Source organism: Vibrio sp. FF266 (genome assembly GCF_041439695.1).
Lineage (GTDB): Bacteria > Pseudomonadota > Gammaproteobacteria > Enterobacterales > Vibrionaceae > Vibrio > Vibrio tasmaniensis_A.
The window spans coordinates 1-12,818 of the sequence record NZ_JBGOOO010000003.1 but is presented as its reverse complement, the minus strand read 5'-3'; the positions used below and the strand labels follow the sequence as shown (position 1 = coordinate 12,818).

General features: G+C 43.3%; 7 protein-coding genes and 1 pseudogene. 4 read left to right on the top strand and 4 right to left on the bottom strand.

From position 1 onward, the window contains the following. Positions 1-283: 283 nt before the first annotated feature. Positions 284-499 (bottom strand): hypothetical protein, encoded by a 216-nt coding sequence (locus tag ACED59_RS03440; protein ID WP_029236513.1) that lies wholly within the window; start codon positions 497-499, stop codon positions 284-286. Between the two features lie 424 nt (positions 500-923). On the opposite strand from ACED59_RS03440, the gene ACED59_RS03435 reads away from it, so the two are divergent. Together ACED59_RS03435 and ACED59_RS03430 are read left to right on the top strand one after the other, a co-directional pair. Next, positions 924-1,805 carry an FRG domain-containing protein gene (locus tag ACED59_RS03435; protein WP_017061853.1) on the top strand — a complete coding sequence of 294 codons (882 nt, stop codon included), beginning with the start codon at positions 924-926 and terminating at the stop codon, positions 1,803-1,805. A 423-nt stretch (positions 1,806-2,228) separates the two neighbouring features. After that, positions 2,229-2,939, top strand: coding sequence for a phospholipase D family protein (locus ACED59_RS03430; protein WP_017061854.1), 711 nt, complete (start codon positions 2,229-2,231; stop codon positions 2,937-2,939). 65 nt (positions 2,940-3,004) lie between these two features. Here the strand turns inward: ACED59_RS03430 and ACED59_RS03425 are convergent, their stop codons facing one another. Next, positions 3,005-3,304 (bottom strand): hypothetical protein, encoded by a 300-nt coding sequence (locus ACED59_RS03425; protein ID WP_133152788.1) that lies wholly within the window; start codon positions 3,302-3,304, stop codon positions 3,005-3,007. A gap of 83 nt (positions 3,305-3,387) precedes the next feature. Continuing rightward, positions 3,388-3,619 (bottom strand): annotated as a pseudogene (locus tag ACED59_RS03420) (regulator). 410 nt (positions 3,620-4,029) lie between these two features. Between ACED59_RS03420 and traD the strand changes: the two are divergent. After that, positions 4,030-6,069, top strand: coding sequence for a type IV conjugative transfer system coupling protein TraD (traD, locus tag ACED59_RS03415; protein ID WP_371705114.1), 2,040 nt, complete (start codon positions 4,030-4,032; stop codon positions 6,067-6,069). Between the two features lie 187 nt (positions 6,070-6,256). Continuing rightward, complete coding sequence (traI, locus tag ACED59_RS03410; protein WP_371705113.1) at positions 6,257-12,037, top strand: conjugative transfer relaxase/helicase TraI; 5,781 nt, start codon at positions 6,257-6,259, stop codon at positions 12,035-12,037. Between the two features lie 20 nt (positions 12,038-12,057). On the opposite strand, the gene ACED59_RS03405 is transcribed toward traI, so the two are convergent. Further along, entirely contained in the window at positions 12,058-12,417 is a 360-nt protein-coding gene (locus tag ACED59_RS03405; protein WP_016800258.1) for a hypothetical protein, read from the bottom strand. Positions 12,418-12,818: the final 401 nt, after the last annotated feature.

Here is a 12,818-nt window from a genome sequence, read left to right as displayed (position 1 = left end):
CCACAACTTACTTTGCAATCCCTTTAGTTATTGATATTTCGCCAAATAGCAAAGACAATAGCTAATAAACATCAAGAATCTTGATAGGTAGAATGTTTACCGTGACAATTTCTAGTTCGAAAGTGTCCAGAGGCGTTAAAGCTGGGCTAACTCAGATTATAAGACTCAAAGTGGTATTTATGGGGGGATATAACTGAATAGAACCAAAACGCTTAACAAGTAGTGCTGTGTTGTCACGAAGAACGCCTCCTCATGGGAGACGTCTTTATCTACAATTCCCGCGTTAAGCTGGATCTTGCAAATACGGCTTATCGGCTACAACAAAGGGTTTAAACTCAGTGTGTGTAATGCGTGTTTTGTCCAACTTGTTCTTTGCTGTCCATTGAGTGTTATCTCTTAGGTACTTTCTGTTGTCTTCAGATTTCGATTTACCAACTAGCCCTAAATGATAATTCATTTCATGAACTTCGCTAAAATTCACGTAATCCCAATCGTTCATCGGAAAAACCTCCTTTAAATTATGCAACATTGCATATATGCATATATAGGCACCAAGAAAGGTTTTCAAGGGGAACGAAAGAAAGATATGTCGTCCACCCAACCATTGTTGGGTAGAATTTGAACTCATTCACATCCTATTTATGTACGTTTGCCCTTCTAGAAAGTTATCCATCCTTATAATATTCTTCACGGTGACTCCCCGTGATGTATCACGGAGGTAAATTCGACCTATCTATCAGCACTCACATAGCCCTGCTCTAGTTGCAAGCTTGCGCGCTAGTTTTACACGCCTAGAGATAAGTGATTGTTAGTCAATAGAAAACTCTAGTAGACTTACCATGTTAGTTTAAGTTCGGAACTTCTAAAACTGAAGACTCTCGCTAGAAACTATTTTAATGGCTTATACTTAAAGAGTTTTACTCATGTACGACATAGATATTACTTACGAATCAGCAAAAGAGCTTATTGATGAACTCTTAGGTGATAACATTTTCAACCCAAAAAGCTTATTTGATGTGAGTGAAAAATATGTTTGTAACTATATTTTTCGTGGACAAGGTAACAAGTCCTGGTCTCTATTGCCAACTGCTCACCGTGACGAAAGTAGCTTGAAGGATTTCACGCCTCAATCTCCAGTAAATCGAAGTGATGTTGGCCAATACTTGAAACTTCATAATCATGCAGAAATTCGCTCTGTATATCTATTTCTAGAAGCTGCTGATCATATCGGTTTACAGACTCCTATTGATTACAACCTTTTCAAAGGAGTAGTAACTGAAGACGATGATACATTCGATCACCAACTTCTCCCTAGTATTGCTTTGGCACAACACCATGGTGTACCGACTCGTTTATTAGATTGGACTGAGTCTCCTTTTGTAGCTGCCTATTTCGCCGCTAATTCAGCGTTAAACAATGCACCGGATACTCATTTTTCCATTCTTTGTATTAATACCAACATAATCAAAAATATTGAAAGTATAAACTTAATCTCGACGCCCAAAGTTAATAACAATTTTTTACGCGCGCAACGAGGTTTATTCACCCTAGTGAACACGTCTAATCATTTTTATAAAGCAAAAAAACGGTGGCCGACTTTGGAAGAAACTGTGATCAGTGAACGCTCGAAGTCATTAAATTACGCACGTCCTCCAACCGTTCGTCTATCATTACCGTCGTCAGAAGCTAAAGAATTATTGAAGCTTCTATATAGGTTAGATATATCTAAATTAACTCTCATGCCTTCCTTAGAAAATGCCGCAACGTCATTCAAGAACAAAAGGATGCTATGGGGAAATAGTTAGTTTGTAGTCTTTTTTGTTGTTAAAAAACCGAACTCAATGAGTCCGGCTTCTTTCTCCTTGATATGACCAAAAAGGAGGACTGGCTAATCCACAAACAAGACACCTCTTTGCACCAGTCATGGTCACCTTATCAACAAGAGTCACGTCGTGTTAGTTAATGTAATTTATACTTTGAATTCGCATTGATAAACCATACTTTTCTCATCCTAGTTTTTGATTTTGCCTATCGCCTTAACAAGACCAAACCAGTGCATCGACGTCTAATAGCATTGATAAAATCAGAATAAACAATAGGTTGTGCCTTTCATACCAAACATAATCAGATATTGTGCGTCATGTTTGATGTATCAAATGACCAACTTGCTTTAACTGTGTTCTCGTCGTAATTTGTATGCGTTAGATTTTATATGTCAAGGATATGAAATGGCTAAGTTTTTAAACACAAGTGCTACAAACTACTATTTAGAAGAACTTATTAAGAATGCATCTGAAAGGTTGATACTCATCAGCCCTTTTTTGAAACTTAATGACCGAATCAGAGAGCTACTAGAAGATAAAGATCGATTAAAAATCGACATCAGAATTGTTTATGGAAAAAGCGAACTACAACCAGATGAGATTAACTGGCTTAAAGGTTTATCTTACATCCGTACTAGTTTCTGTAAAAACCTTCACGCTAAGTGCTACATTAACGAAAGCTCTTGTATCATCACTAGCTTAAACCTATATGAGTTCAGTCAAGTAAATAATAATGAAATGGGTATCTTCATCGACAGAGATGAAGACTCAGAGATTTACAAAGACTCTTATGAAGAAGCTCAACGTATTATTCGTATTAGTGATGAAGTTAGGATTTCACTAGAAAAGGTTTCATCTGACGCAGCTGAACCTGCAATTAGTGATGAATCAAATGCAGTTTTTGAAGAAACGAAAGTTACGTCTTCTAAACTCGCAAAGAAACATAAGCTAAAAACTGACGATTTTCTTCAAGCCTGTGTGTCGAAAGGGTATCTCTCGTTAGAAGATGGGAAACACACTTTAACTGAATCAGGCAAAGAACAAGGTGCTGAATTCAAATACAGCAAACGATTTGGTCCTTACTTTATTTGGCCTGAAGCTATCGATGTAGTTTAAGCCATGAAAAAGCCGAACTCAATGAGTCCGGCTTATTAAAATCAACAGTACGTGCAAGTGCTTTGCTACATATCGTCAGCTTTTACTGCTGTTGATATGAATGTTGTCCATACATCATCATGCTTTATAGTTACAAACTGCCCATCGTCGTCGCTATGCTTTTTTACTATCTCAGAACTTTCCAGATCTTTATTAGTAGGTTCAGCATGAACGTGACAATGTCTTGACCCCGTAGGAACACCCCAAGCTGAACAGTTTGTTCGACAATAATGACAACCGTCAGAAGCTGTACGTCCGGGATGACTCAATGTCGGCATTGAAACTGTAGAAATAGTTAAACCAACGAGTAATAACAACTTTTTCATAATAGTACTCATCTTTTTATAAGGAGAGTTAATCTATCACTTTCATATGGCATAAACTGCGACTTAGATCATTCACCTAATGTTCAACAATATACGTATTCTATGGCCTGATCTTTGATAATGCTTCTAGCAAGTTTTAGTAGGTGCGTTGAGGTTTTAATCTCTAGATCCGATTGAATCCCCAAAAGAGCAATTCCTGCTAATATTTGTTGTGGCCTAACCACTTGGCCAGTTGGTAGCTCCATTCTATCGTATAACATTTTGAACTGTACCCAGTCCTCACAGTTTTGAAACACAGTTCAGCTACCTCGTCATTTGGCACTCTAACTCTCGAAAAATGTAATTCTTACTCATTTCGCGATACTTAAATGATAAAAGCTCTAAATACAAGAGGTTGAACTGATTTTATAAGATATGCATCATTAAACATAATCAGACAAAGTGCGCACTGTACGAAGAAGTACTAATTGGCAAATTTGCCTTATAAAAAGTTATTCATTAATCGCTAATGTTAGAATTCCTGAAACACATTTATGTCCAAAAACGTTTTTGAAACGGCTCAATCTTAATTGTGATCACCAAGCTATTCTGTCGTATCTTAGCCTTGGCAGTCGTAATACACCTCTTTTGCAGCTTGTAGCCCTATTTCAGATTTCATCAAACCGAACAAAAGCGCCTCACTCAGTGTGGGCGCTTTTTTGTTTTCCTTCACAAGGAGTTTTTCTATGTCTACGACTCGTGGTGGTCAAATCACTTTTCACAACATTCGAATGTGGTGGCAAGTGAACGTGACCACAATCAAGTACCTCAATATCTTCGCGGCCTTGCTCGGCCTTCTCACCACTTACCTCCTCACCTCGGCCAACACATTAACGGGTGCCTACTACTACAGTATCTTTTGGCTGTTCAACAAATTAGGTTTTAGCCTAAAGCGCAACGTGGTGATCGAATGGGAAGAGCAACGCTACAGCAGCACCCTTGGCCAACAACTGCAAAACCCCATCTTGTCACAGTGCTACCAAGAATTACTGCAAGCCCTGTTCGTTGGCCTAGTAGTCTCTGTGGTCACTTCCACCGTGCTGTTTGTGATTATCAACCACTGGTTTAAGAGAAAAGGGCAAGAGCAAAGCGAAGATAACCACATTCGCGGCTTTCAATTGGCTGAGCCTAAAGCCGTCACCGCAGAACTAAAAAAGAAGAAAAAACTCTCTCCTTTTGCGCTCGATGGTCACAAGCTTTTTGTTGATAGGTTTGAGGTCAAGCACTTAATGATTGACGGTACCACAGGCGCAGGTAAATCCGTTGCGATTCGCAAGTTATTGCGCTGGATACGGGCGCGAGGCGATAAAGCCATCATCTACGATAAAGGCTGCGATTTTGTCAGTAAATTCTATGACCCTCATAAAGACGTGATTTTAAATCCCTTCGATGAGCGTTGCGCTGCATGGGATATTTGGAGTGATGCCAAAGAAGCCCCTGACTTTGAATCGCTCGCGGCCGCGCTTATTCCGCAACACGGCGAAGGCGACCCGTTTTGGGTGGATTCCGCACGAACCATTTTCGCAGCAACCACCTATCAAATGATGATCGATGACAAACACAAATGTACCATTGAAAATTTGCTGCACATTATCTTAACGTCGGAGCTTTCCACGCTAGGTGAACACTTAAAAGACACCGAAGCTAGCTCCCTCGTCTCGAAAAGTATCGAGAAGACAGCTATCTCCATCAAATCGGTACTAGCGACTTACATTAAGTCATTACGTTACTTACATGGTTTGGATGAAAAAGACGCACAAGGCCACCATAAACGGGCGCCATTTTCGATCACAGATTGGGTGCAAGATGAATCCCAGCAAGGATTTTTATTCCTATCGAGTAACGCAAGACAACACACCGCACTCAGACCACTGATCTCGATGTGGCTTGCGATTGCCTCCAACGCCATTCTAGGAATGGAGCCCGATGACGACCGCCGAATTTGGGTGATCATCGATGAAATGCCTACGTTACATAAACTGCCTGAACTCACGCACATTATTTCTGAAGTGCGTAAATTTGGAGGATGTTATTTACTGGGTTTGCAATCTTACGCTCAATTAGAAACCACTTACGGGCGCAACGCGGCGAGAGTCATTTTTGATTTGCTCAACACGCGCTTTTTCTTCCGCGCCCCTTCAAAAGCGATGGCCACCATTTCCTCGGATGATCTTGGTGAGCAAGAAATCGATATCTCACGAGAAAATATTTCTTACGGGGCGAACGCACTGCGTGACGGTGTCTCACTTGGCCACCAAAACAAAACGCGCCCTGTGGTTTCTCCTGCCCAAATCCAAGGTTTGGATGATTTAGAGTGTTACTTACGCACCCCTAACTCCATGCTCATCACTAAGCTGCAACTGAAGTACGACCGCATGAGCAATCTCCAACCCTCCTTCATCAAACGCAACCTACCAGGCGGGAAAGCAATGGAGAGTATCGACCAAGCCTTGATTTTTCATGAGTTAATTGCTTTGCATGAACTCGATGAAACCCAAAGAAACCGATTACTCGCCATTCAGCAAAGTACCTATGAAAACGAAGAAGAGCAGCAGCAAACCAGAACCCATCAAAAACAAACCCTTGCCAAAGCACCGAAAAAGGAAAACCCGACCAATAACGCTGCCCAAAACCAACAGCTCGCTGAAAACACACAAAATGCACTACAGCGAGAAACCGAAGAGGCGTCCATGACACAAGCAGAAACGGGCGAGATGTACGATTAACCACACGAAATGAAACATCAAGGAACATTTAGAGACCGAACACAATCTTACCCTCCCCTGTAAAAACCCTTTACCACCCTTTCATTCACATCAACGCCGTCCGCTAACCCATTCGTACCACACCCAACTCACCGGCATTCCGCTGACGTGGCGGCTTTGCTGCGCCCCAAAAAAAGGAGAACACCTTATGATGTCCATTAGCCCTCTTAAATCCGCCTCTGGCGCCGCCAAGTATTACTTAAACGAAGAAAACACCCAAGAGACCCCTGACATTTCTCTCGAAAAAGACAGCAACGACAACTACTACCTCAAAGAAAACAGTACCAATGAAAACACCTTTTGGCATGGTCAGTTAGCCGAAGAAGCAGGCCTACTCGGTAAACCGGTTGACCAAAAAACGTTAGAGTCCGTTTTATCTGGACACCTAGGCCATGAAACCATCAAAGGCAAACGCGACGATCATAAATCGGGGTTTGACCTAACCTTTTCTGCGCCAAAATCGGTCAGTGTACTTGCTCTCGTCGGGGGTGACACACGTTTAATCGATGCGCATAACACGGCGGTCAAATTCGCGCTCTCGCAATTAGAAAAAGACGTAGCACAAGCCACGCACATCAATGACGAAGGCGCTCGTGAGTTCATCAATACCGAATCCATGGCCTTTGCGGTCGTGCGCCATAAAACCAGTCGTGAAAACGACCCACAACTCCATTCCCACGCTTTGACGGCAAACATGACGCGCGACAAAGAAGGGCAACTGCGTACACTCGCCTCTTCTCTCAAACAAAAAGGCGGCGTCATCAATGGAACAGGCGAGCGCATTTACCACTTCCAAAAGTACTACACCGCTCTTTACCAGAGTCAGCTTGCCAAAGAGAGCGAACAAATGGGTTATCAAATGCAAGGATTGGGTAACGGCCAATTTGAAGCCAAAGGCCTCCCTCAAATCCTCCTTGATACGTTTTCTACTCGCAAACAACAGCTCGACCAACAAGCCTTAGATTTTGGGGGGACGCAAGCGGCAAAAGATGTAGCCGCACTCGATACTCGCAAAGCCAAAACCTACGAAAGTGAGGCCGAGCTCAATACTCGCTGGCAACAAACGGTGTGCAACAAAGGCTATCAGCCCAAAGACTTGGTTAAAAACGCCCTCGGCATCGCTCAACAAGAGCATCACCCTGAACAAATCGCTAAAGACGCGTTTAGTCGCGCCGTTGAACACTTGGGGCAATACAACACGGCACTAAAACTGGAAAAGATTATAGAATTAGCCACGGCCGAGTTTACCAAAGGCGGCGTACAAGCCAATGCAATCGACCTTAAAGTGGTCGCAGACCAATGGGTGAAAGACGGGGCGCTTCTCCCCCTTTCCATGAAAGGTCAATACACCACTCAAACCATGCTGAAAACCGAACAAGCGTTAATGGCGGCCAGCAAAGGGCGTACGCACCATATGCGTACTCCCGTCAATGACGCTACGTTAGATAAACTGACCCTCACTCAAGGCAACTGCCAAAAGGTGGCGGACATTTACCAGTCCACCAAACAGTTTCATGTGGTCAATGTGTTTGGCAACAGTGAGCAAATCGCGCAAAACCTATTGAACGTCGGCAACCATGTCGGTAAACGTGTCCACTTAGTGTCACAAAACGCCAAAGACAAACACCGTCATAGCCAAACCATCCAACGTGAAAGTCATACGGTCGCAGCCTGGGTAAAACACCGGTTTCAAGAAGAGCATCGTCACTCTGTCCATAGTTTGTTGCACTCCGACCTACCAATGACCAACAAAGATGTCCTTCTCGTCGACAGCGCCCACAAAATGAGCGCGAATGAGTTGATCGCTTTAAACGCAAAAGCTAAGGGATCGGGGAGCAAAGTCATCTTGCTGAACAACACGTCCAGTCGCCAAGGTTTTAAAGCCTATAACGCCATCGAGCTTTACCGCAAAGGCAACGTCGTCTCGCACTCTTGGGTAGACAGCAAACAGATAGACAGTAAGGTTGCCTTGCACGACAGTGATACGCGCACCCTCGCCAGAGCTTATACCTACTTATCAAACAAAGAAGACACACAAGTGCTGGCGACTTCTCACGTTGAACAACGACGATTGACGGACGCGATCCGGACCTCTCTACAGAACCAGGGGCAACTTGCCCGCAGCGGCATCACCTTGTTGACTCAGCAACCTCATTATTTGTCTAAACCCCAACAGGAGTTAGCGCAACACTACAAGCCGGGCATGACCCTTCGCCATTGGGAAGACGGAAAACCTCAAGAGTTAGTGGTTTCCACATCGGATAAGACAAACAATCGAGTCCATGTACTCAGCAAAACCGATGGACAAGAATACACCCTCGATCCCGCTTCCACCGGATTCAAAGCCCTCAACATGCAGGTCTTTAAACCTGAATCGTTGCAAGTTAACCAAGGTGAACGCCTCATAACCACCAGTAAGCACTTTCCATCTGGGTTGAACGCCAATGAACGTTACGTGGTCACAGGATTATCTAAAGAAACCCTGACGTTAACGGACACGCAAGGCGAATCGAAAACCATCCCCGCTGAAGCCCTGAAAGACGCACCACTAAAATACGACTATGTGCATTCCGCCAGTCATATCGAACCAAGGCCGCACACTCTTATTTCAGGCAAAACCTTTACGCTCTCCAAAGCGCTCTTCCATGATCTGACCGAGAAAAGCGCGCGCATCGATGTGTTTACCGACAACCCCGATAAAGCCCAGGCCGCGCTTGAGAAAAGCGAAGTGAAGCTTTCTGCCATCGAGCGAGTGATGCACACTCAAAGCGTCAACGACCGCTACCTGACTGACACCACCGCCATCACCGTCAAAAGCGACATCCAGCAAGCCCTCACTCTCTTAAACAAAGAGCAAAATTCACCACTGCAAGAGAAAGCGTTGAACTTTGCCCTGAGTCATCTTTCTGAAAAAGAAGCGGCGTTTACACAAAAAGAGTTAGTCGTCGAAGCGATCCGTTACGCTTTTGAAGAGGCCAATCAACCGATAATCAAAGATCAAATTGAAACAGAGCTCGCCAAGCGCAGTGACACCCTCTCTGCCGAATACAGCGACGGCACACGCTGGACCACCCAAGCGGCGCTCGATACCGAAAAGCACATCTTGCGGAACATTGAGCAAGGGAAAAATCAACACAAGCCGTTTGCCACCCACAGACAAGTCAGAGATTATCTCGATGCACAGCCTCGCCTTACCCAAGGGCAAAAGGACGGCATCACCCTTATCTCAACGACCAAAAACAGTTTTGTGGCCGTGCAAGGTTTAGCGGGCACCGGTAAATCCACCCTACTCGAATCCAACATTGAATTGATTCAACACGCTAGCCAAGCCAGTAAACACTCACCTTCACAAATCATAGGTATTGCACCAACGCACGCCGCCGTCAGCGAACTGGAAAGCAAAGGGATACAAGCGCAAACGCTGGAAAGCTTACTGACCGACCTAAGACGTGGCATCACCTTACCAGAGGACTACAAAAACACGCTGTTCTTCCTCGATGAAAGCTCCATGGTCAGCAACCAACAAGCCAAAGAGCTCACCGACCTTGTATTACAAAGCGGCTCCAAAGCCACCTTACTTGGGGATAAAGAGCAGCTGCTTTCTCTTAATGCCGGTAAACCGTTTGAATTGAGCATGAGACAAGGACTCATCGATACGGCTTTTATGACCGACATCATTCGTCAGAAGAATGAAATACTGCTTGGTGCCGTACACAACATTGTGGATAAGCAGCCACACAGCGCCCTCGATAAACTCTCTCAGCAAAGCCCTGATACACTCGGTAGCACGCAACATATTATCTCCACCCTCGATGAGAGTGCGAAAGACCAAAGCAAAGCACAGCTTATTGCCACCGAAAAGCTGCCTTACGCTGTAGCACAGGACTACCTTGCCCGTACGCCCGAAACGCGAGAAAACACGCTTATCATTGCTTACACGAATAATGAGCGTGACCACATCACTGAGCACATTCGTGTCGGACTGATGAAAACACAAGAGATAGGCCAAGAGAACATCATCACCACCCGATTGCGCTCTACAGGTGAGAGCAAAGAAGAGTTAGCCACCATGATGCCTTATCAGAAAGGGCTCATTTTAAGCACCAAGCAAGGAGAGTACGACATCATTACCCACATTGATTCGGAGCACGGAGTGGTGACACTTCAAGACGTGAATACAGGTAAGACAAAACCGTTTTTGCCACGTAACAAAGACCACAAATACACGTCACTCTTCGCTCAATCAGAAAAGCCGCTTTCAACCGGTGATAAAATCATGACCCGCTTTACCGACAAAGCGCGAGGCATTAAAGCCAATGTGGAATACACCATCAGCCGTGCCACCAAGGAAGAAATCACCGCGCTTTCGAAAGAAGGGCAAACGTTAAACCTCAATCCAAACCAACTCAAAGATGGGCATTGGGATTACGCTTACACCAGAACTGCGGACATGGCGCAAGGAGCGACGTATCAGTACGTCATTACCACTCTCAAAGGCAAAGGCGCACTGACGAACTTAAGACGCGCTTACATCGATTTGAGCCGAGCGAGCACTCATGTCAAACTTTTTACCGATAACCCAAAACAGATGATGAAGAGCTGGTTATCAAAAGAGGTCAATAAACACAGTGCCATTGAAACCATCGAAAACATTGCACCACACAGTACCCCTTACTTTAATGACAAAGCTCTGCCTCATGAAGACGTACGTTATCAAAATAGAAACGGAGATTTTGACTACAACCAATTTAAAGAACACATCAACCAAGCGCTCCCTAAATACACCGAAAGCTTAGCCATCAACCTATTGGGACAACCGAACCCATCTAAATCAGACCGTGACTATTTAACCTTTGGTATCGGTAAATCGGCTCTAAAAGTGTCATTAACGGGGGAATATCGAGGGTATTTTAAAGACTATACCACCGGTGAAAAAGGCTCATTAATCAATTTGATGATGAGTCATAAGGAAATAAATTATAAGGAGGCAATGAAAGAAGCCCACAACATCCTTAATGATCCTAATAAATACCAACTCACCGCCAACCCTAAACATGAACAATTACTGACTACTACGCCAAAACACATGGCACAATTTGAAGAGAGAGCGAAAGAATATATACAAACCAGTCAGCCACTCACAGGCACATTAGCCGAAACTTACCTCAATAAATTAGGTATTGAACACCCTAAGAGTGACCATGTTCATTTTCATCAAGCAGTGTACTCCTCGGAGGACCAGACATTTCACTCGGCAATGATAACTAACATTCACGATAAAAAAGGAGAAACAAAAGCGATTGAAGTGACTTATTTAGACGGGCAAGGAAATAAAGATCCGGCACTCGACATCAACCCACGGATATTAGGCACGAAATCCAAACAAATAACGCGATTCCATCAAGGCAGTGATTTGCACACCACCATCATCAGTACCTCAATCGAGAATGCTTTTATTATTAATCAAGCGCATCAAGGCCAATACGACATTATCAATGTCAATCATAAGAATGACATTCAGAATATCTCCACCGATGAACTCAGGCAGAACATTGTGATTGTACTGAGTCAAGGAAATACTGATTTAAATCCCAACAACGTTGAAAAAATCATGGCCAACTTTTCAGGGAGAAATATTCAGTTTGTTTCACCTGACGATATGCTTGAGGAAATTAAACAGGGTATTGAACAATACCATCAACAAACGCATCAACAAAAAGAGGAATTCGACACACCCACTCAAGACCATGATTCATTAACCAACGAGCCGGACACTGATATTAATCAACACACAAAAGAAATCAAAGATAAAGAGCTTGAACACTTCGACAGCAAAGAACCCTCCCCTCAAAAAACGTTTGATTTTAATCAGGAGCGTGACAACAACAATGACCAAGATAATAAACTAGATAGAGAGTTAGAGCGGTAGAAAAAGGGGTGTCCAATGGACTACCCTTTTTTTTTGCCTGCCAGAAACTCATCGACTTTATTATCGATATCAGATTTCACCTGTTGCCTAAAGGGTTTGGATTCTTTTTGTTGTCGGAATAATTTTTCACCATCAAAGGTTTGTCCATGAACCACATCAGTGATCGCAGATGAGCCACGAACGACACGATAAATCTCTTCCATCAACGCACGGTTCGATGGACTATCATCCTCACTGTCATTGAGTTTGATGCGCAGTGCCAACATCAAAAGTTGGCGTGTGGCCTCTGCATCACTTAATGCTTCCTTATCCCTAAACGTCTTAAAATCTTGCGCTAACTTTCCACGTAAAGAACTTTGTAGCGGATAAGAACGTGTCATATTGCCCTCCTCAATCCCAATTAAAAGCATTGTTATTCAAATGAAATTTCAATCAATTAATTTTATAAAAGACCCTTCAAGCATTGTCAATAAAGGGCTCAATCAACATTCAATGATTTCCAATTAAAGGACCTTGAAAACGCTCTCATCGCTTTACCTATAAGGGATCAATTAATAATCATTGAAAAAATATATTTATCCATTGAAATTTAATCGGCTAATTAGTGTAATTTCTGAAAATTTTTCCACGTTACTTTAAGCGACTATTATATCTTTAACTTTTTGTTTTTATTATCTTTATGTTTTTCACAGACAACCATTTGCATTGATTTCAATGCGCCGTAGGGTGTGGTCACCAACTCAACTAACCAACAACTCAGAACGAATGATCTGAGTTCCTT

Coding starts and splice junctions, on each gene's coding strand:
- ACED59_RS03435 (WP_017061853.1), top strand. CDS start 924: ATGTACGACATAGATATTACTTACGAATCAGCAAAAGAGCTTATTGAT.
- traD (WP_371705114.1), top strand. CDS start 4,030: ATGTCTACGACTCGTGGTGGTCAAATCACTTTTCACAACATTCGAATG.
- ACED59_RS03405 (WP_016800258.1), bottom strand. CDS start 12,417: ATGACACGTTCTTATCCGCTACAAAGTTCTTTACGTGGAAAGTTAGCG.
- ACED59_RS03430 (WP_017061854.1), top strand. CDS start 2,229: ATGGCTAAGTTTTTAAACACAAGTGCTACAAACTACTATTTAGAAGAA.
- traI (WP_371705113.1), top strand. CDS start 6,257: ATGATGTCCATTAGCCCTCTTAAATCCGCCTCTGGCGCCGCCAAGTAT.
- ACED59_RS03425 (WP_133152788.1), bottom strand. CDS start 3,304: ATGAAAAAGTTGTTATTACTCGTTGGTTTAACTATTTCTACAGTTTCA.
- ACED59_RS03440 (WP_029236513.1), bottom strand. CDS start 499: ATGAACGATTGGGATTACGTGAATTTTAGCGAAGTTCATGAAATGAAT.